An 18,381-nucleotide genomic window follows, 5' to 3' on the forward strand; every position below is an offset into this window, starting at 1 on the left:
AGGACGGATACGTGAGCGAAACAGCCTTGCCCAAAGAAGAAACCCAACCCGCAGTTGATGCGCCGGTTGAGTCAGCGGCCACCGCGCCACGCCGTGGCAATGGCCTGGCGATCGTGGCCTTGTTGCTCGGCGCCGCCGGGGTTGCCGCCGGTGGCTGGGGGATCTGGCAGGTCCGCGCCCTGCAAGCCAGCAGCCAGCAACAGCTGAGCCAGGTGCGCACGCTGGATGAACAGGCCCAATCCCTCAAGCAGAGCCAGCAACAGTTGGCCGCACGCCTGGCGCAGTTGCCTGGCGCGGAGGAGCTTGAAGAGCGCCGCCGCCTGGTAGCCCAGTTGCAGGGCGATCAGCAGCGCCTCAGCCAGCGCCTGGAAACCGTCCTGGGCGCCAGCCGCCAGGATTGGCGCCTGGCGGAAGCCGAGCACCTGATCCGCCTGGCCAGCTTGCGCTTGTCTGCCTTGCAGGACATCAACAGTGCCCAGTCGCTGGTCCAGGGTGCTGACGAGATCCTCCGTGAACAGAGTGATCCGGGCTCCTACGCCGCGCGTGAACAGTTGGCCAAGAGCCTTGCGGCACTGCGCAGCACCGAGCAGCCGGATCGCACCGGGCTGTACCTGCAACTGGCGGCACTGCGCGACCAAGTGGTGCAACTGGCCGCGATTGCACCGGAATACCAGCTCACCGAGCCGGCCTCCCAAGGGCGTCCGACCACCGATACCGAAAGCCGCTGGAGCCAATGGTGGGAGCAGATCTCGCGCTACTTCCGCATCGACTTCAACCCTGACGACAACATCCGCCCATTGCTGGCCGGCCAAGGCTTGAACCAGGTTCGCCTGGCCCTGAGCCTGGCGCTGGAGCAGGCGCAATGGGCTGCGCTGAACGGCGAGGCGTCGGTCTACAGCCGCTCGCTGGGTGAGGCGCGCAGCGTGCTGCAAGACAACTTCAACCAGGACAACCCGCAAAGCAAAGCGATGCTGGCGCGTATCGCCGAGCTTGAGCCCAAGGCCGTGTCGGTGGTGACACCCGACCTGGCGGCGAGCCTGGCAGCGGTGCAGGCTTACCTTGAGCGTCGCCACTTGTCTGCTGACGAAGCCAAGGCGTCGGCAGGCAAACCGGCCACCCAGGAGTAAAGCCGATGAAGCGTTTCTATGTGGTCCTCGTGCTGGCGATTGCAATCGCCCTGGCACTGGCGGTGGGCATCTCGAAACACACCGGCTACGTGTTGATTACCTATCCCCACGTGCTGCATTACGAATCGAGCCTGTGGGCGACCTTGGTGGCGGTATTTGTCATCGGCCTGGCGATCTACCTGGTGCGCCTGCTCTTGAGCCTGGTGACCACCTCCGGTGGCGTGGTCAACCCATGGTCGCGCCGTAACCGCAGCCGCCGTGTGCAGATCGCCATCGAGCAAGGCCAGATGGACCTCGCCGAAGGCCGTTGGGCCAGTGCCGAGCGCCACTTGCACCGTGCTGCCGAAGCGGAACGCCAACCATTGCTCTACTACCTGGGTGCCGCGCGTGCGGCAAACGAACAGGGGCGCTATGCAGAGGCCGACGGCTTGCTGGAGCGCGCCCTGGAGCGCCAGCCCCAGGCCGAACTGGCCGTCGCCTTGAGCCATGCGCAATTGCAACTGGACCGTGGCGACACCGAGGGCGCCCTCGTCACCTTGCAGGCCATGCACGAACGTCACCCGCACAATGCCCAGGTGCTGCGTCAGTTGCAGCGCTTGCATCAGCAGCGTGGCGATTGGTCGTCGGTGATCCGCCTGCTACCTGAGTTGCGCAAGGACAAAGTGTTGCCCGCCGCCGAACTGGCCGAGCTGGAGCGTCGCGCCTGGGGTGAGAACCTCAGCCTGGCAGCCCAGCGTGAAGAGCAGGGCGAAGCTGGCTTGCAATCCCTTGAGCGAGCCTGGCAGCAATTGACCTCCGCCCAGCGCCAGGAGCCGCAGTTGGTGCTGGCCTATGCTGAGCAATTGCGCCAGTTGGGCGCCGACGCCAAGGCCGAAGAGGCGTTGCGTGGCGCGATCAAGCGCGGTTACGACAGCCACTTGATCCGGCTCTATGGCTTGCTGCGTGGCAGCGACCCGGCGCGGCAACTGAAGTTTGCCGAAGGCTGGCTCAAGGACCATCCAGGCGATGCGAGCCTGCTGCTGACCCTGGGCCGCCTGTGCCTGCAAAACAGCTTGTGGGGCAAGGCGCGGGACTATCTGGAAAGCAGCCTGCAGGTGCAGCGCAATCCCGAAGCCTGTGCCGAACTCGCGCGCCTGCTGGCCCAACTGGGCGACACCGAACGCAGCAACCAGCTGTTCCAGGAAGGCCTGGGCCTCTTGGACAATCGCTTGCTGGCCTCGCCGCTGCCCGTACCTGCTCGGGTCTGATGTAGGACCGGATGTAAGGGTTGGCGCAGATGCTTCTGACAGCCAACCCTTCAAACCAGCGCAATTCCTCGGCGCAGCGGGATTCGTAACAAACTCCTACGTGGCGCTTCGTTATGTCCTCCATGCTCTGGCGGAATGTCTTCACGCTTTCGCGGAATCGTCTGCTCTAGTGCGTATTGAAAGGGGTCAGGCCTTTCCTCTACCGTAGCGACCTATCTTCTGCGGTACGGATAAGTAATGTCTTTGGCCCCCTCACGCACCTTGTTTTTCCTGGCGTTCATCGCTGGCGCGCTGACGTTGGGTGTGTCTTTTTACCTGGAATATGGTGCGCTGCTGCGCCCCTGCTTCCTGTGCCAGGTACAGCGGGTGTTTCTTGCCACGTTCATGCTGATCAACTTGATCGCGGCCATCCATAACCCCAAGCGTTCCGTGGCTGGCCTTTACGGGCTGGCAGGCATGGGCTGCGCCTTGCTGGGGGCCTTCACCGCTGCGCGCCAGGTGTTGCTGCAAAGTATCCCGTCGGGCGCGGCCCCGGAGTGTTGGCCGAACCTGCAGGACATGCTGGAAAGGCTGTCCGTCTGGCAGGCAGTCCAGGCTATTTTCAATGGCACTGTCGATTGCGTGGAAATCAACTGGACGCTGTTCGATTTGAGCCTCCCGGAGTGGAGCCTGCTGTTCTTTATCGTGATGCTTATCCTGGGTGTAATGCCGTTTTCGCGGCTGTTGCCCAGCCTGCATTTGCGCCAGGGCTAGCACCTGAATCAGTTCAATGGTTGTAGGACGGGATTAAACACTTGTATGAACTTTCTCTCCTGCGTACCTTGAAGCCATAGTCATGCGGGCATAATCTGGCCCGCATGCGTTATCGAAACCGTTTGTCCGATGCGCCTTGTCCGGCTGCGGCTTTATCCTTGAAGTGTTGCGCGGGCACCAGGCGGCAGCGCCCCTATAGGGAAGAGAGATCATCATGCTGGAAAGTTGTCAGAATGCTCAGGAACGCTGGGGTGGGGTGCACAAGCTGATCGACAGCTGGTTGAAGGCACGTCATGAACTGGTTCGGGCCTTTGATGCGCTTGGCGCCAAGCCCGAGGCGCTGGCTGAGAACCGCGAGCCGTTGCAGGACTTTTGTGGTGTGTTGGTGGACTACGTGTCAGCCGGCCATTTCGGCGTCTACGAGCAACTGACCAAGGAGGCAGAAGCCTTCGACGATCAGCGTGGTCTGGATCTCGCTGAAACGATCTATCCACGCATCGATGTGATCACCGAGAAGCTGTTGGTGTTCACCGACCTGTGTGATGCCGGCAACTGTGTGGCCGAGAAATTCAAAGAGTTGGGCGGCCTGCTTCACGAGCGTTTCGAACTGGAAGACTGCCTGATCGAAGTACTGCACAACGCCCATAAGGAAGAACCTGCTACCCAGGCTTGATCCCGAATGGCGAAATAAAAAAACGGTGCGCATGGCGCACCGTTTTTTATTGGCTCAATGGCGGGTGGCGAGCAGTTCGATCTCAAAGACCAGGGGTGTGTAAGGTGCGATCAACTCGCCGGCACCGTCGGCACCATAGGCCTGGGCCGAAGGGATGACCAGCCGCCATTTTGCGCCGGTAGGCATTTGTTGCAGTGCGCTGGTCCAGCCACTGATCACGCTGTCCAGGCGAAACCATTGGGGCTGCGCGCTCTGATCGAACACCGTCCCATCGGGCAGCCGTCCGACATACTTCACTTGCACCTCATCCGTTGCCAGCGGCTTGGCGCCACTGCCGGGTGCCAGCTCTGTGAGCAGGATGCCATCGGCCAATTCGCGTACGCCGCTGGCGGTTTTTTCCTTGGCTAGAAACTGTTGTTCTGCGGCGAGTGCTGTTTCACTTTGAGGCGCCTGTGCATCGGCTTCGCTCTGTGCTTCGTGCTGGGCGAGAAGCTGTTCGATACGTGCGTTGTCGAGCGCCAGCGGCTTGCCTTGATAGGCTTGCTTGAGCCCGTCGATCAAGGCCTGGATCTGCAGGTCGGGAACTTCCTGGCGCAAGCGTTCACCGAGGCTGGCGCCCAGGCTGTAGGCGAGGTCGTGCCTGTTCTGGTCAGTGGTTTTGGGCGGCGATTGTTCGCTCGCATTGGCCGCCGAAATCGCCAGGCCAAGCACAAGAAAAAGGTAACGCGACATGGGCATCCTCCCGCCGAAAGTGCGACGGATTATGCCAGTGTGAGTGGGTAAAAAGTGCCGCGTATTTTCGTTATAACGATAAGAATTTTCGCACGGTGCAACGCCAGGCAAACGATACTGTCAACATGCCCTAGCGGCGGTAAGAGCAGAGGGCTAGTATGAGCCGCACCCACGTCAGCCAGGAGGTAAACCATGTCGGCCAAACAGAAGCCTGTAAATACCCCGTTGCATTTACTCCAACAACTTTCGGGCAGCTTGCTCGAACACCTGGAAAGCGCTTGTTCCCAAGCCCTGGCCGATGCAGAAAAACTGCTCGCCAAGCTGGAAAAACAACGCGGTAAAGCGCAAGAAAAGCTGCACAAATCCCGCACCAAACTGCAAGACGCTGCCACTGCCGGCAAGGCCAAGGCACAAGCCAAAGCCAAAGACGCTGTCAAAGAACTTGAGGACCTGCTGGACGCCCTCAAGGATCGCCAGGCTGAAACCCGCGGCTACATTTCCCAACTCAAAAAAGACGCTCAAGAAAGCCTGAAACTGGCCCAGGGCGTTGGTCGTGTGAAAGAAGCCGTGGCGAAAGTATTGGGTGCTCGTACACCTGCAAAAGCCGTTGCGGCAAAGGCGCCAGTTAAAGCTGCTGCCAAGCCAGCTGCCAAAACCGCTGCTGCGAAACCAGCCGCCAAGCCAGTTGCCAAAACTGCTGCTGCAAAACCAGCCACCAAGCCGGCTGCCAAAACTGCTGCTGTAAAACCAGCCGCCAAGCCAGCTGCTAAAACTGCTGCTGCAAAACCAGCTGCCAAGCCAGTAGCTAAAACCGCTGCTGCAAAACCAGCCGCCAAGCCAGTTGCTAAAGCCGCTGCTGCAAAACCAGCCGCCAAGCCAGCTGCCAAAACCGCTGCTGCAAAACCAGCTGCCAAGCCAGTTGCTAAAGCCGCTGCTGCAAAACCAGCCGCCAAGCCAGTTGCTAAAGCCGCTGCTGCAAAACCAGCTGCCAAGCCAGTTGCTAAAGCCGCTGCTGCAAAACCAGCCGCCAAGCCAGCTGCCAAAACTGCTGCTGCAAAACCAGCCGCCAAGCCAGCTGCCAAAACCGCTGCTGCAAAACCAGCGGCTAAGCCGGCTGCCAAACCTGCTGCTGCCAAACCAGCGGCTAAGCCAGCTGCCAAACCTGCTGCTGCAAAACCAGCCGCCAAGCCAGCTGCCAAACCCGCTGCTGCAAAGCCTGCTGCTGCCAAACCAGCACCGGTCAAGCCAGCTGCACCTGCTGCTACCGCGGCCACCGCTCCAACCGCATCGGCCAGCAGCACGCCTGCACCGCTAGCGCCAAGCTCTACCCCAACCAGCGCTTCCTAAGTGCCGGTGGCCATGACGCGCAGCAGCTGCAGCGCGTCATGGTCAAGGTTGGCGGCATCCTCAGCCGCCAGTCCTTCCAGCCACTGTTGTTGACCTTCCCCTATCGGCCATGCCTGCGCCAACGCTTCCAGTCGTGTCAGCAGTTCCCGCTCGGCCTCCAACTCCAACGCCTTGATCCGTTCACGCAGCGCTGCCAATGGCTGATCCTGCTGCGCCATGACGCGCCATTGCACGCGCATGCTTCGTAACGGTTCGATCACCTGCGTGCGCCATGGGCGAGCCAGTTGTTGCAAGGCCTGCACGCGGTCAGGCGCAGCCACTACACCGCGCTGCTCCAACCAGGCACCACAGAGCAACACGCACACATCCGCGCCTTGTTCCTGCAAGCGCAGGCAAGCGGCTTCGACGCCCGGCCGGGCGTAAGTCGAGAGGGCAAAGCTCCACAGGTCAGCGCACATATTCACACCCAAGCCAGCGGCCAACGAAGCTGGTAGACTCCGCCGCCATTATGATCCGACTTCAAAGCCTAACATTACAGCGTGGCCCGCAACGTCTTCTCGAAGACGCCGAGCTGACCCTGCACGCCGGTCACAAAGCCGGCCTGATCGGTGCCAATGGCGCCGGCAAATCCACGTTGTTCGCCCTGTTGCTGGGTGAGCTGACCCCGGATTCCGGGGACTGCTTGCTGCCCGCCGACTGGCGCATCGCCCATATGCGCCAGGAGATCGACACCCTGGACCGCATCGCGATCGACTACGTGCTCGATGGCGACCTGCGTCTGCGCCAGGTGCAACACGACCTGGCCGAGGCCGAGAAAGCCCAGGACGGCGCCGCCCAGGCGCGCCTGCACTCGGAACTCGACAGTGCCGACGGCTACACCGCCGACGCCCGTGCGCGCAAGATGCTCGCCGGCCTGGGCTTCACCAACGAGCAGATGGATCGCCCGGTCGCCGACTTCTCCGGCGGCTGGCGCATGCGCCTGAACCTGGCCCAGGCGCTGATGTGCCCGTCCGACCTGCTGCTGCTCGACGAACCCACCAACCACTTGGACCTCGATGCGATCCTGTGGCTGGAGGACTTCCTCAAGAGCTACCAGGGCACCTTGCTGCTGATTTCCCACGACCGGGATTTCCTCGACGCCGTGGTCGATAACATTGCCCACGTCGAACAGAAGAAAATCACCCTCTACCGTGGCGGCTACACCGCGTTCGAGCGCGCCCGTGCCGAACGCCTGGCCCAGCAACAGCAGGCGTTCGAGAAGCAGCAGGCGCAACGTGCGCACATGGAAAGCTACATCGCCCGGTTCAAGGCCCAGGCCACCAAGGCCCGCCAGGCCCAGAGCCGGATCAAGGCCCTGGAGCGCATGGAAGAACTGTCGGCGGCCCACGTCGATTCGCCGTTCGACTTTGTGTTCCGCGAGTCGGTGAAAATCTCCAGCCCGTTGCTGGACCTCTCGGATGCACGCCTGGGTTATGGCGAAAAAACCATCCTGGAAAAAGTGAAGCTGCAACTCACGCCGGGTGCGCGCATCGGTTTGCTTGGCCCCAACGGCGCGGGCAAATCGACGCTGATCAAGAACCTGTCCGGCGAGCTGCAACCCCTGGCCGGTCGCCTGACCCGTGGCGAGAACCTGGTGGTGGGCTACTTCGCCCAGCATCAGTTGGACTCCCTCGACGCCAAGGCCAGCCCGCTGTTGCACCTGCAACGCCTGGCGCCGACCGAGCGCGAACAGGTCCTGCGCGACTTCCTTGGCGGCTTCGACTTCCGTGGCGCGCGTATCGATGAGCCGGTGCTGAATTTCTCCGGCGGCGAAAAAGCCCGCCTGGCCCTGGCGTTGATCGCCTGGGACCGGCCGAACCTGTTGCTGCTCGACGAACCGACCAACCACCTGGACCTGGAAATGCGCCTGGCGTTGACCATGGCCTTGCAGGAGTTCAGCGGTGCGGTACTGGTGGTGTCTCACGATCGCCACTTGCTCAAGAGCACCACCGACAATTTCCTGCTGGTGGCCGACGGCAAAGTCGAAGAGTTCGACGGCGACCTCGACGACTACGCACGCTGGCTGACGGATTACCGCCTGCGCAACGCGCCGGTCAGCAACACCCCGGTCAACCCGGACAAGACCGACAAGAAAGCCCAGCGCCAGGCCGCTGCCGCCTTGCGCCAACAACTGGCGCCGCACAAGCGTGAAGCCGACAAGCTGGAAGCCGAACTGGGCAAGGTGCATGAGCGCCTGGCCAAGATCGAAACCAGCCTGGGTGACAGCGCCGTGTACGAAGCCGCCCGCAAGGATGAACTGCGCGACCTGCTGGCCGAACAGGCCAAGCTCAAGGTGCGTGAAGGGCAATTGGAGGAAACCTGGATGGAAGCCCTCGAATTGCTCGAAACCCTGCAAGCGGAGCTGGAGGCGCTGTCCTGATGGAAGCCTTGCAGTTGCCGCTGCCGCCGCAGTGGGTCGAGCCGATCTGGGTCGGCGTGCAAATCCTGCTGATCCTGCTGGCCGGCTACCTGGCGCAGCGTTTTGTCGCCAAGGGCCTGACGCGCCTGGGGGAACGCTACCCGTTCCCGCCGCAACTGCTGATGCCGCTGCGCGGTGGCTTGCGCTGGCTGATCATGGGCAGCGCGCTGATCTTTGTGCTGGAGCGCGTGGGCGTGTCCGCCACGGTGCTGTGGACCGCTCTGTCGGGTTTTGTCGCCGTGGCGGCCGTGGCGTTTTTTGCCATGTGGTCGGTGCTGTCCAACCTGTTGTGCGCGATTCTGATCTTTACCGTCGGGCCTTTTCGCATCGGCGACATCGTCGAGCTGGTGGACACCGTGGACAAACCGGGCGTGAAAGGCCGGGTGGTGGCGATCAACCTGCTGTACACCACGCTGATCGAAGTGGCAGAAGCCGGTACCGACAGTGCGATGGTGCAGGTGCCCAACAGCCTGTTCTTCCAACGCTCGGTGCGCCGCTGGGTCAGCCCCGCGTAAAAATTCTATAGCCAGGCCTCGGTCGTCGGAGTTAGCTTAACGCTCACGACGAATTTGAAACGAGGTGTGTAATGGCACTCGATACATGGCTGGCCTTTTTCGTGGCCAGTTGGGTCATCTCCCTTTCCCCTGGTGCAGGCGCCATCGCCTCGATGTCCAGCGGCCTGCAATACGGTTTTGCGCGCGGCTACTGGAACGCCATTGGCCTGCAAATCGGCCTGGCGATGCAGATTGCCGTGGTCGCGGGCGGCCTGGGTGCCATTCTGGCGACGTCTTCCACCGCGTTCTATGCGATCAAATGGTTTGGCGTGGCGTACCTGGTGTACCTGGCCATCAAGCAATGGCGCGCCTTGCCCATGGACATGACCGATGATGCCGCTGTACGCCCGGTCGGCAAGCCGATGGCGATGATGTTCCGCGGTTTCCTGGTCAATGCGAGCAACCCCAAGGCCTTGGTGTTCATGCTCGCGGTGCTGCCGCAGTTCGTGAACCCGCAGGCGCCGCTGGTGATCCAGTACGTGATCCTGGGCGCGACGATGATCTGCGTGGATATGATCGTGATGGCGGGGTATACGGGCTTGGCGGCGAAGGTGTTGCGCTTGTTGCGTACGCCGAAGCAGCAGAAGCGTATGAACCGGACGTTTGCCGGGTTGTTCGTGGGGGCCGCTGGCTTCCTCGCCAGCCTGCATCGCACCACGGCTTGACCTGAAGAAACCCAATCAAAACTGTGGGAGCTGGCTCTTGTGGCGAGGGAGCTTGCTCCCGCTGGAGTGCGAAGCGCTCCCAAGATCCTGGGGCCGCTGCGCAGCCCAGCGGGAGCAAGCTCCCTCGCCACAGCAAGCCCGCTCCCACATTGGTTTTGTGTTGGCTGTGAGACAGCTGATCAGCGCAGGATCTTCGGCGCTTCATCCCTCGGCAGGTTGTTGCGCAACACCGGTTGCCCCGGCGCTTGATAGCCGCCACCCAACTGCTCCGCCAACTGCCGAGCTACATCCTCACCCAAGGTTTTCGACACTTCCTTCACCACCCGTGGCCGGTTCAGGTTCACGCGTACGTCGCGGCTATTCACCAGCTTGGTGTCTTGCCCTTCGCCCATGGCGGTAAACGCCGAGGTGATCTCGAAGGTGCGCGTGTTGATCAGGCTGAAATCCGCCACCAGTGTCAGGCTCAGTACTGCCGAGTAGCTGTTGGTGCGGTCGATGGCGTTGAGGTCCTGGGTGAAGTCGATGTCGGACAGGGTGCCGAACAGCACGTAGTCCGCGCCCTTGAAGTTGCCGGCCTTGATGCGTTTGATCACGTCATACACGTCACCCTTGGCATCGGCGGTGTACGGCGTGCCCTGCACCAACTGGAACTGGCGCGACTTGAGGATCTCGCCCTTGATGTCGCCGCTGAATTTGCGCAGCTCAAGCTGCTCGATGTAGCTGGAGCGGCTCTCGAACTCGGCGTAGCTCGACGCGCCACTGGCGTGGTAGGCGCTGGCCTGGAAGTTGTTGCTGGCCGAAACCGCGTGGATGTATTCCTCGACCCGTGCCTGATAGGCCAGGTCGGTCACCGCGATTTTCGGTGCGGCCGAGGCGCCAAAGGCGCACAGCAGGCCGATCATGCCGATCCATGTACGCATGGCTTAGCGCTCCGTGGTCTTGCGGATTTCTTTTTCGTCCATCCACTCGGCCAGGCCGCTTTCCACGTCCACCAGTTGCAGGCTGAACTTGTAGAACACGTCCTTGTAGTCCGAGCTGCGCTTGACGATGGAGCTGATGGAGCCTTCCAGGCGGTACTTGGCGGCGACCATGTTGCCGGTCTTGCTCACCGTGGACTTCTTGTACAGGCCGCTCTGGTTCTGCAGCTTGAGCTGGTCGACCTGGCTTTGCATGTCGGTGTTGTCGCTGGCGAAGCGTGCGGTGCCGGTCTTCATCAGCTGGGTCTTGATCGACGTGGTGATCTCGCGGGTGTCGATGTACTCGCTGGTCTTGTTCTTCACGTCGTACACCTGCACCACCGGGCGGCCTTGCAGGATGCCGGACTGGGCCAGGGAGCGGGTCATGGTTTCGGCGATCATCTGCAGGTCAGTGGAGCCGAACTCGTTGGTCACGGTTTCCACGGCCTTGGTGTCGCCGTAGCTGATGTTCTTGCTGCCCAGTACCGGCGAGGTGTTGGAGCAACCGCTGGCCAGGACGGCAACCACGGCAAGGATCGAGAAGCGTGCAAACATGGGGAAATTTCTCCAGAGCTGAATAGGGGCGGGCGTCAAGGCGTCTTCACTTCAAGGCGGAAGTCCGCCGCTTGAGGCAAGTTGGCAATGGCTGGCAGGAAGGTCGCCTGGTTGGCGTACAGGTTCAGCACTTTCCAGGTGTCTTCGTCGCCCACCGGGAAGCCGTCGGCCCCCAGCCAGGCGAAGCGGTAATACATCGTCTGGTTGCTGCTGGTGATATTGCTCAGCTGCACCTTGGCGGTGAGGAAGCCGTTCTCGCGCGCCACGCGGATGGCGCCGACGGCGATGCCCTTGAACTTGCCCATCACCACGATTTTGCTCGCCGCGCTGCCAGGTTCCGGCGGCGGCGGGGTGGCGCAGCCGGCCAGCAGGACCAGCGCCAGGGCGCCGAGGATGAAATGACGCATAACGTGCTCCTTAAGGTTATTTGAGGGCGATGGCCTGGGTAGCCGGGCTTGGCACTACGTGGGCCGCCAGGCCGCCGGCGAACACCTGGTTGCCGACCACGCGCAGGGTGATCACTTGGTAGCGCTGGTCGGCCTTGACGGTGACCCGCGTGCCGCCCAGGGCGTTGGGCAGGCTGACCTGGTGCTCGCCGTGCTTGAGGCGCAGGCGCGTGACTTGGGTCAGGTCCGGCAGGGTGCGCCAGGTGCGTGTGTCGGCGCCTTCGGTGACGGCCGAGGCAATGCCCAGCACCAGCCCGGCCATGGGGTTGGTCTTGTTCAGGTTGTTTTGCGTCACGCCACGGGTCACGGCGCGCACGGTGGTGCGCAGGATGATCCCCGGCATGTCATCGCGCAGGGCGCGGCGCGACATGGCGGTGGTGCTGTTGAGTGCCGTGAGGTTCTGTTGCTGGCCATCGACGCCGATCTGCGCGAAGTGCGCGGTGGAGGTGTCGGCCTTGATCACCGGGAACGACAGCGGGGTGATGACCAGATGGCCGTCGATCGGGATCGGCAGCGGCAGTCGGATCGAATCACGCGCCGGCGCCAGGCCACTCTGCACCACGATCAGCACGTCGGTTTCATCGGTGACGAGGCTGGTTTTGTCGAGGTCGAGCAGGGCTTGTTCCAGCAGTGGCGTGTTGGGGCGCAACTCGACAGCCTTGCGGTAGCCGGGGGCGGCCAGGTCTTTTTCGCCGAGGGCTTCGTAGACGAAACCGGCGAGGTAATGGCTGAACGCACTTTGGTAGCTGTTCTTCAGGCCGACCACTTCCGGCGCGTCCAGGGCCTCCACGGGGTAGCCACGCAGGTCCTTGAACTGAGTCGTCACGCCTTGGCGTTCGGCTTCGTTCTCGCGCTTGAGGTATTCCTTGTCGCGCAGGTCGGCGATCACCGCTTCGCGTTCGTGGGTCTTCTTGATCTCGGTGCGGGCGCCGTCGAAGTCGTTCAGGGCCAGCAGGTTCAGGGCCATTTGCGTGGTCAGCATGACTTTTTCGTAGTCATAGCCTTCGTAGCGACGCACCTTGTCGTTGGCAAGGAAACTGCCGAACTGGGCGAGGTAGCGCTCGCTGTCGAACTTGACCGACTCTTCCCACTTGTAGACTTGCAGGTCGGCGTTGCGCCAGGCGGTCTGGCTGCCGCTGAGGTCGCCCTTGGCCCGCAGCAATTCACCCTTTTCGAAGAAATACAGCAGGTCCTTGTCTTCGCCGCTGTTGTTCTTCTCCAGCAGGGTCAGTGCGCCCTCGACATTGCCGCTGACCAACTGCTGGTTGGTGGCTTGCAGCTCGGTGTCGTAGCTGCGAAACATCGAGCAACCCGAAAGCAAGGTGACCGCCGCGAGCGCAAGCGGGGTAACGGCGCGAAATGCCATGCAGACTTCTTCCCTGAACGTAACCAGCTGATGTGCCAATTCCTCATTAAAACGAGGAATCAAAGACCCTTTCGCGATAACAGGGCGCGGCATTATAGGCGCCGTTGCTGGCAAAACAATGGCTTTGTGCCTGGAAGATAGAGGGGGGCGCCATCACTGATGCGACGCTATTCCCTGCGTCAAATCACTAACGCCTTGAGTCAAAGCGCTTAACGTTAAACAATATGTTACTTCGTATTTCCCTTTGAGATTCATTCATGACTGCCCCCTTCCGTTTTCTCGCCTGGTTGATGCTGCCGGCGTTGATGTCGTGCAGCTTCCCCCTGCTGGCCGCGACGACCGAGGGCGCGCCGCAAGCCCTGCATTTGTTGGACTACATTGGCGCCGACTACCCGCCGACGGTGGAGGCGGGCAAGGTTGTCGATGATTCCGAGTACCGCGAGCAGCTCGAATTTCTTGGGGTCTTGCAGGGGTTGGTGGCGGATTTGCCGGCCAAGCCCGAGCGCGCCGAGTTGATCTCCGGCGTCGATGAGTTGCTGGCGGCGGTCACTGCCCATGCGGACGGCGCGGCTGTCGCCCATCAGGCCCGGCAGTTGGGCGCAAAGCTGGCGGTGGCCTATGAAGTCAGCCAGGCCCCGGCGATCACCCCCGACCCAGTGCGTGGCGCGCCGCTTTACGCCCAGCAGTGCTCGGTGTGTCACGGCGCTGCCGGCGCTGGTGATGGCCCGGCGGGCACAGGCATGACGCCGCCGCCCGCCAATCTGACGGACGCCACGCGCCTGGATCGCCTGAGCCTTTATGCGATCTACAACACCCTCGGCCTGGGCGTCGAAGGCACCGACATGCCGTCCTTTGCCGACCAACTGGACGACCGCCAGCGCTGGGACCTGGCTACCTACATCGCCGGCTTCACCGCCGACCCGGCTGCGGCCAAGAGCGAGCAACCGTTCAACCTCGCCGACCTGGCCCGCCAGACCCCGAATGAAGTGCTGGCTGCCAGCGGCCCAGCGGCCGCCGCGACCTTTCGCGCCCAGCGCGCGCAACCGCCGCAGGTCAAGCGTGGCCCGGCGCAGTTGCTCGACTACACCGCGAGCACCCTGGACAAGAGCCTCGCGGCGTTCCGCAACGGTGATCACGAGCAGGCCTACGACTTGTCTGTCGCCGCCTACCTGGAAGGCTTCGAGCTGGTGGAAAGCTCCCTGGATAACGTCGACGCCAACGTGCGCAAGGACACCGAGAAGGCCCTGATGGCCTACCGGCAGTCGTTGCAGGACGGGCTGCCGATCGAGCAAGTGCAGCAGCGCCTGGATGTGGCCAAGGGCAAGCTGACTGAATCCGCCGGCTTGCTGGGCAGCGATGGCCTGAGCTGGTCGCTGAGTTACATCTCCGGTTTGCTGATCCTGCTGCGCGAAGGCCTGGAAGCGATTCTGGTGCTGGCGGCGATCCTCGCGTTCCTGCGTAACACCGGCCAGCAGTCGGCGGTGCGCAGTGTCAACGTCGGCTGGGGCCTGGCGCTGTTGGCGGGCTTGGCCACCTGGGCGCTGGCGGCGTATGTCATTGACGTCAGTGGCGCCCAGCGTGAACTGCTGGAAGGCTGCACGGCGCTGTTTGCCAGCGTGATGGTGCTATGGCTTGGCGTGTGGATGCACGACCGCCGCCACGCCGCCGCGTGGCAGGACTACATCAAGAGCAGCCTGGTGGGCGGCGGTGGGCGCTTCGGGTTTGCGATGCTGGCGTTCTTCTCGGTGTACCGCGAGCTGTTCGAAGTGATCCTGTTTTATGAAACCCTGTGGCTGCAAGCCGGCCCGGCCGGGCACAACGCGGTGTTGGCCGGTGGTGCAACCGCGCTGGTGTTGTTGGTGGGCCTGGCGTGGGTGATCCTGCGTGGCTCGGCGAAGCTGCCGTTGGCGCTGTTCTTCGGCATCAATGCGGCGCTGTTGTGCGCGTTGTCGGTGGTGTTTGCCGGGCATGGCGTGAAGGCGTTGCAGGAAGCCGGGATCTTCGGCACCCGGCCGGTGGCGTTCTTTGACTTTGATTGGCTGGGGATTCACGCCGATGCGTACTCGTTGAGTGCGCAGGCGGTGGCGATCCTGGCGATTGTGGTGTTGTATGGCCGCAGCCGGTTGGCCGAGAAGCGTCGCGTCACTATTTAATCGGGCACAGTCAGTGTGGGAGCGGGCTTGCCCGCGATTGCGGTTGATCGTTCCCACGCTCTGCGTGGGAATGCCGCAGGTGACGCTCCGCGTCACGCCTTCAAGAACGGACGCAGAGCGTCCAGGGATGCATTCCCACGCAGAGCGTGGGAACGATCATGTGGCCTTGCCCGCTCCCACATTGGATTTGAGGAAAATAGCTATGCGCGTATGGATCGATGCCGACGCCTGCCCTCGGGCAGCCAAGGACCAGGTGGTGAAGTTCGCCCTCAAGCGCCAGTTCGAAGTGGTGTTGGTGGCCGGGCAAAGCCAGATCAAGCCGAGCTTTTCATGCGTAAAGCTGATCGTGGTGCCCAGCGGCCCGGACGCGGCGGACGACTACCTGGTTGAGCACGCCGTGCCAGGCGAGTTGGTGATTTGCAGCGATGTGCCGCTGGCCGATCGCCTGGTGAAGAAGGGCGTCACCGCCCTCGATCCTCGGGGCAAGGAGTTCAGTCCGGCGAACATGAGTGAACGCCTGGCGGTGCGCAACCTGTTCACCGATCTGCGCGAACAGGGCCAGATGGGCGGCGGGCCACCGCCCCATGGCGAGAAGGACAAGCAGGCATTTGCCAATGCCCTGGACCGTATCCTGACCCGATTGATGCGGGCCGGTTAGTCGTTCTCGTGGGTCAACTCCAACACCCGATCCACCAGCTTGTTGATGCCTGAAGCCACCTCGCTGATGCTCTTGCCCACCATATAGGCCGGTGTGCTCACCAGCTTGCGCGCCTTGTCTTCAACGATATCGTCCACCGCGCATTCCTGGTGGGTGGCGCCCATCTTGTCCAGCGCCGCCGCCGTGTCGGCGCAGTTGCCGATGGTGCAGGTCACGCCGGGGCCGTAGATCTTCGCGGCCAGGGCAGGGGAGATGCAGATCAGCCCCACTGGCTTGCCCGCTTCGGCAAAGGCTTCGGCGAGTTCCAACACCTGCGGGTTGACGCTGCACCCAGCGCCCTCCACGGCAAAGGTGGACAGGTTCTTCGCTGCCCCAAACCCACCCGGCACGATCAGCGCATCGAAGTCGTCGGCGTTGGCTTGGCCAATGTCCTTCACCTCGCCACGGGCGATGCGCGCCGATTCCACCAGCACGTTGCGGGTCTCGGGCATCTCCTCGCCGGTAAGGTGGTTGATCACGTGCAGTTGCGCAATGTCGGGGGCAAAACATTGGACCTGAGCGCCGCGCTGGTCCAGGCGCAGCAGGGTGATCACGCTTTCGTGGACCTCGGCGCCGTCGTACACGCCACAGCCGGAAAGGATCACTGCAATCTTTTTGCTCATGGGCATTTCTCCTGGGTTCATGGCGTTAAATGTCTACTAATTTGTCACCTGTTGCCAATGGGCTCTTGCGCCGCTACACCTACTCTAGATGTAACAAAAATAGACCGGACTAGCCCATGGACTTCGTGCCTTACGCGGTACCGTTTTTCATCGCCTTGATCGTGGTGGAGCTGCTCGCCGACCGCTGGCGCGGCGAGCGCAACTATCGGGTGGCAGATGCCATCAACAGTCTCAGCACCGGTGTGCTGTCCACCACCACGGGGCTGTTGACCAAGGGCGTGGGCCTGCTGACCTACGCCTTCGCCCTCAAGCACCTGGCGCTGTTTGAATTGCCTGCCCAGAACCCCTGGACCTGGGTGTTCGCCTTTGTCTTCTACGACTTCTGCTACTACTGGCTGCACCGCATGGGGCACGAGCGCAACATCCTCTGGGCCGCGCACTCGGTGCATCACCAAAGCGAGGACTATAACCTCAGCACCGCCCTGCGCCAGACCAGCACCGGCTTCCTGCTGAGCTGGATCTTCTACCTGCCGCTGGCCGTGGTCGGCGTGCCGCTGGTGGTGTTTATCAGCGTGGCCTCCCTTAACCTGCTGTATCAATTCTGGGTGCACACGCGCCATGTGCCCAAGCTGGGCTGGTACGAGTGGTTCTTCGTCACGCCGTCCAATCATCGCGCGCACCATGCGCAGAACGCTCTCTACATGGATCGCAACTACGGCGGGGTGTTCATTATTTGGGACCGGTTGTTCGGCACCTTCCAGGAAGAAGACGACAATGAGCCGGTGATTTTCGGCGTGACCACGCCCCTGGCCAGTTGGAACCCGCTGTGGGCCAACCTGCAGTTTTATGCACAGCTATGGAGTGATGCGCGGCGCACCGAGCGTTGGTGGGACAAGCTGCGTATCTGGTTCATGCGCACCGGCTGGCGCCCGGCGGATGTGAAGGCCAAGTACCCGTTGGCCAAGCACGACTTGAGTCAGTTCCGTAAGTTCGAGGTGGCGCTGGATGTGCGCCAGCAGGTGTACATCGCCCTGCAATTTGCCGCGTATGTGGGCTTTGGCAGCTACCTGATGAATTTCGGCGAGGGTTTGCCCACCGCCGCGTTGATCCTGGGTTGGAGTGCGATGGCGCTGGGTTTGTTTACCTTGGGCGTGGCCCTGGAGAACCGCCCGTGGGCGTTGAAGGCGGAACTGGCGCGGTTGGCGCTGAACGTGCCGCTGGTGTGGCTGGCCCCGCAGGTGGGGCTGTGGCCAGCCAGCAACCTGGGCTGGCTGGGCCTGCTGAGCTACAGCCTGCTCAGCGTGATCGGCCTCTACTGCTGTAGAAGCCGGCTTACTCGACTGGCGTCTTAGCCGCTTCGACCGGGGCCGGCTCGGCGGCGAGCCGGGCCTTGGCGTCGGCACACGCCTCGCGGGCGATGCGCGCGTTCTTGATGCGGCGGCGCAGCCACAGGCCGAAGCCCAGTACCAGCAAGGCGCCCAGCACCCACAGCTCGTACTTCTTGATGCTGCCCAGCATGCCTTCCAGCACCGCGCCGAAGTGATAAGCGGCCGCGCCCAGTGCGGCTGCCCAGATCGCCGCGCCAATTCCGTTGAGAATCAGGTAGCGTAAGGGTGGATAGCCGGAAAGGCCAATCGCTACCGGCATGACCGTGCGCAGTCCGTAAACGAAGCGGAAGCTCAACACCCAGAGATCCGGATGCTTGCGGATATGCCCCAGGGCCTTGTCGCCCATCAGTTGCCAGCGGGGCTTGCGTGCCAACAATTTGCGCCCGTGTTTGCGGCCCATGTAATACCAAAGCTGGTCGCCGGCGTAGCTGCCAAAAAAGGCAACGACCACCACCAGGTTGATATCCATGTACCCACGGAACGCCAGGAAGCCTGCGAGAACCAGGATGGTCTCGCCTTCAAAGAAGGTGCCCAGGAAGAGCGCAAAGTAGCCGAAGTCATGCAGAAATTGTTGAAGCATGGTCTGGGGGTGCTGGCGAAATGAACGCGCAGCCTACGCCTTCGTGAACATTCGTGAAAGT

At 62.3% G+C, this 18,381-nt stretch carries 19 protein-coding genes; 11 read left to right on the forward strand and 8 right to left on the reverse strand.

Annotated features, from left to right (window positions below):
* Positions 1-11: 11 nt before the first annotated feature.
* From ACZRMO_RS06725 to ACZRMO_RS06740, 4 genes are all read left to right on the forward strand, one after another.
* Positions 12-1,127, forward strand: coding sequence for a uroporphyrinogen-III C-methyltransferase (locus tag ACZRMO_RS06725; protein WP_463972321.1), 1,116 nt, complete (start codon positions 12-14; stop codon positions 1,125-1,127).
* A 5-nt stretch (positions 1,128-1,132) separates the two neighbouring features.
* On the forward strand, positions 1,133-2,374 hold the full coding sequence (locus ACZRMO_RS06730) for a heme biosynthesis HemY N-terminal domain-containing protein (RefSeq protein ID WP_463972322.1): 1,242 nt from the start codon (positions 1,133-1,135) through the stop codon (positions 2,372-2,374).
* A gap of 237 nt (positions 2,375-2,611) precedes the next feature.
* A complete protein-coding gene (locus ACZRMO_RS06735; protein WP_463972323.1) occupies positions 2,612-3,127 on the forward strand; it encodes a disulfide bond formation protein B in 516 nt (171 codons plus the stop codon).
* Positions 3,128-3,341: 214 nt separating this feature from the next.
* On the forward strand, positions 3,342-3,800 hold the full coding sequence (locus ACZRMO_RS06740) for an Rsd/AlgQ family anti-sigma factor (protein ID WP_017736974.1): 459 nt from the start codon (positions 3,342-3,344) through the stop codon (positions 3,798-3,800).
* Positions 3,801-3,854: 54 nt separating this feature from the next.
* On the opposite strand, the gene ACZRMO_RS06745 is transcribed toward ACZRMO_RS06740, so the two are convergent.
* Complete coding sequence (locus ACZRMO_RS06745) at positions 3,855-4,532, reverse strand: FKBP-type peptidyl-prolyl cis-trans isomerase (protein WP_463972324.1); 678 nt, start codon at positions 4,530-4,532, stop codon at positions 3,855-3,857.
* Between the two features lie 192 nt (positions 4,533-4,724).
* Between ACZRMO_RS06745 and ACZRMO_RS06750 the strand changes: the two genes are divergently transcribed.
* Positions 4,725-5,879 carry an AlgP family protein gene (locus tag ACZRMO_RS06750; protein ID WP_463972325.1) on the forward strand — a complete coding sequence of 385 codons (1,155 nt, stop codon included), beginning with the start codon at positions 4,725-4,727 and terminating at the stop codon, positions 5,877-5,879.
* Here ACZRMO_RS06750 and ACZRMO_RS06755 read toward each other — a convergent pair.
* On the reverse strand, positions 5,876-6,337 hold the full coding sequence (locus tag ACZRMO_RS06755; RefSeq protein ID WP_463972326.1) for a TIGR02444 family protein: 462 nt from the start codon (positions 6,335-6,337) through the stop codon (positions 5,876-5,878). The two genes, ACZRMO_RS06750 and ACZRMO_RS06755, sit on opposite strands and share 4 nt — an antisense overlap.
* Before the next feature lie 50 nt (positions 6,338-6,387).
* On the opposite strand from ACZRMO_RS06755, the gene ACZRMO_RS06760 reads away from it, so the two are divergent.
* The 3 genes from ACZRMO_RS06760 (at position 6,388) to ACZRMO_RS06770 (ending at position 9,556) form a co-directional block, all read left to right on the forward strand.
* The gene (locus ACZRMO_RS06760; RefSeq protein ID WP_463972327.1) at positions 6,388-8,298 is read left to right on the forward strand and encodes an ATP-binding cassette domain-containing protein; all 1,911 of its coding nucleotides are present in this window, start codon (positions 6,388-6,390) and stop codon (positions 8,296-8,298) included.
* Entirely contained in the window at positions 8,298-8,852 is a 555-nt protein-coding gene (locus ACZRMO_RS06765) for a mechanosensitive ion channel domain-containing protein (protein ID WP_463972328.1), read from the forward strand. The genes ACZRMO_RS06760 and ACZRMO_RS06765 overlap by 1 nt, the downstream gene beginning before the upstream one ends.
* A gap of 71 nt (positions 8,853-8,923) precedes the next feature.
* On the forward strand, positions 8,924-9,556 hold the full coding sequence (locus tag ACZRMO_RS06770; protein ID WP_463972329.1) for a LysE family transporter: 633 nt from the start codon (positions 8,924-8,926) through the stop codon (positions 9,554-9,556).
* A 179-nt stretch (positions 9,557-9,735) separates the two neighbouring features.
* Here ACZRMO_RS06770 and ACZRMO_RS06775 read toward each other — a convergent pair whose 3' ends face one another.
* Genes ACZRMO_RS06775 through ACZRMO_RS06790 form a run of 4 tightly spaced genes read right to left on the reverse strand, consistent with a single transcriptional unit; the run spans position 9,736 to position 12,879 of the window.
* Positions 9,736-10,476: a penicillin-binding protein activator LpoB gene (locus tag ACZRMO_RS06775; protein WP_463972330.1), complete on the reverse strand. Its 741-nt coding sequence runs from the start codon at positions 10,474-10,476 to the stop codon at positions 9,736-9,738.
* Positions 10,477-10,479: 3 nt separating this feature from the next.
* A complete protein-coding gene (lpoB, locus tag ACZRMO_RS06780) occupies positions 10,480-11,067 on the reverse strand; it encodes a penicillin-binding protein activator LpoB (protein ID WP_124526873.1) in 588 nt (195 codons plus the stop codon).
* Between the two features lie 35 nt (positions 11,068-11,102).
* Positions 11,103-11,474: a YcfL family putative periplasmic lipoprotein gene (locus ACZRMO_RS06785; RefSeq protein ID WP_017530843.1), complete on the reverse strand. Its 372-nt coding sequence runs from the start codon at positions 11,472-11,474 to the stop codon at positions 11,103-11,105.
* Positions 11,475-11,490: 16 nt separating this feature from the next.
* The gene (locus tag ACZRMO_RS06790; protein ID WP_463972331.1) at positions 11,491-12,879 is read right to left on the reverse strand and encodes a COG3014 family protein; all 1,389 of its coding nucleotides are present in this window, start codon (positions 12,877-12,879) and stop codon (positions 11,491-11,493) included.
* Positions 12,880-13,136: 257 nt separating this feature from the next.
* On the opposite strand from ACZRMO_RS06790, the gene ACZRMO_RS06795 reads away from it, so the two are divergent.
* On the forward strand, positions 13,137-15,032 hold the full coding sequence (locus ACZRMO_RS06795) for an FTR1 family protein (RefSeq protein ID WP_463972332.1): 1,896 nt from the start codon (positions 13,137-13,139) through the stop codon (positions 15,030-15,032).
* A 202-nt stretch (positions 15,033-15,234) separates the two neighbouring features.
* Positions 15,235-15,690, forward strand: coding sequence for a YaiI/YqxD family protein (locus ACZRMO_RS06800; RefSeq protein ID WP_124526870.1), 456 nt, complete (start codon positions 15,235-15,237; stop codon positions 15,688-15,690).
* On the opposite strand, the gene elbB is transcribed toward ACZRMO_RS06800, so the two are convergent.
* Entirely contained in the window at positions 15,687-16,352 is a 666-nt protein-coding gene (gene elbB, locus ACZRMO_RS06805; RefSeq protein ID WP_463972333.1) for an isoprenoid biosynthesis glyoxalase ElbB, read from the reverse strand. The two genes, ACZRMO_RS06800 and elbB, sit on opposite strands and share 4 nt — an antisense overlap.
* Before the next feature lie 116 nt (positions 16,353-16,468).
* Between elbB and ACZRMO_RS06810 the strand changes: the two genes are divergently transcribed.
* Positions 16,469-17,704: a sterol desaturase family protein gene (locus tag ACZRMO_RS06810; protein WP_463972334.1), complete on the forward strand. Its 1,236-nt coding sequence runs from the start codon at positions 16,469-16,471 to the stop codon at positions 17,702-17,704.
* Here ACZRMO_RS06810 and ACZRMO_RS06815 read toward each other — a convergent pair.
* Positions 17,685-18,320, reverse strand: a complete 636-nt coding sequence (locus ACZRMO_RS06815; RefSeq protein ID WP_463972335.1) for a DedA family protein — start codon at positions 18,318-18,320, stop codon at positions 17,685-17,687. The two genes, ACZRMO_RS06810 and ACZRMO_RS06815, sit on opposite strands and share 20 nt — an antisense overlap.
* Between the last annotated feature and the right edge of the window lie 61 nt (positions 18,321-18,381).

The organism is Pseudomonas sp. B611, assembly GCF_055407965.1.

Coding starts and splice junctions, on each gene's coding strand:
- ACZRMO_RS06745 (WP_463972324.1), bottom strand. CDS start 4,532: ATGTCGCGTTACCTTTTTCTTGTGCTTGGCCTGGCGATTTCGGCGGCC.
- ACZRMO_RS06775 (WP_463972330.1), bottom strand. CDS start 10,476: ATGCGTACATGGATCGGCATGATCGGCCTGCTGTGCGCCTTTGGCGCC.
- ACZRMO_RS06755 (WP_463972326.1), bottom strand. CDS start 6,337: ATGTGCGCTGACCTGTGGAGCTTTGCCCTCTCGACTTACGCCCGGCCG.
- ACZRMO_RS06735 (WP_463972323.1), top strand. CDS start 2,612: ATGTCTTTGGCCCCCTCACGCACCTTGTTTTTCCTGGCGTTCATCGCT.
- ACZRMO_RS06765 (WP_463972328.1), top strand. CDS start 8,298: ATGGAAGCCTTGCAGTTGCCGCTGCCGCCGCAGTGGGTCGAGCCGATC.
- ACZRMO_RS06785 (WP_017530843.1), bottom strand. CDS start 11,474: ATGCGTCATTTCATCCTCGGCGCCCTGGCGCTGGTCCTGCTGGCCGGC.
- ACZRMO_RS06750 (WP_463972325.1), top strand. CDS start 4,725: ATGTCGGCCAAACAGAAGCCTGTAAATACCCCGTTGCATTTACTCCAA.
- ACZRMO_RS06730 (WP_463972322.1), top strand. CDS start 1,133: ATGAAGCGTTTCTATGTGGTCCTCGTGCTGGCGATTGCAATCGCCCTG.
- ACZRMO_RS06800 (WP_124526870.1), top strand. CDS start 15,235: ATGCGCGTATGGATCGATGCCGACGCCTGCCCTCGGGCAGCCAAGGAC.
- ACZRMO_RS06810 (WP_463972334.1), top strand. CDS start 16,469: ATGGACTTCGTGCCTTACGCGGTACCGTTTTTCATCGCCTTGATCGTG.
- ACZRMO_RS06790 (WP_463972331.1), bottom strand. CDS start 12,879: ATGGCATTTCGCGCCGTTACCCCGCTTGCGCTCGCGGCGGTCACCTTG.
- lpoB (WP_124526873.1), bottom strand. CDS start 11,067: ATGTTTGCACGCTTCTCGATCCTTGCCGTGGTTGCCGTCCTGGCCAGC.
- ACZRMO_RS06795 (WP_463972332.1), top strand. CDS start 13,137: ATGACTGCCCCCTTCCGTTTTCTCGCCTGGTTGATGCTGCCGGCGTTG.
- ACZRMO_RS06815 (WP_463972335.1), bottom strand. CDS start 18,320: ATGCTTCAACAATTTCTGCATGACTTCGGCTACTTTGCGCTCTTCCTG.
- ACZRMO_RS06760 (WP_463972327.1), top strand. CDS start 6,388: ATGATCCGACTTCAAAGCCTAACATTACAGCGTGGCCCGCAACGTCTT.
- elbB (WP_463972333.1), bottom strand. CDS start 16,352: ATGAGCAAAAAGATTGCAGTGATCCTTTCCGGCTGTGGCGTGTACGAC.
- ACZRMO_RS06770 (WP_463972329.1), top strand. CDS start 8,924: ATGGCACTCGATACATGGCTGGCCTTTTTCGTGGCCAGTTGGGTCATC.
- ACZRMO_RS06740 (WP_017736974.1), top strand. CDS start 3,342: ATGCTGGAAAGTTGTCAGAATGCTCAGGAACGCTGGGGTGGGGTGCAC.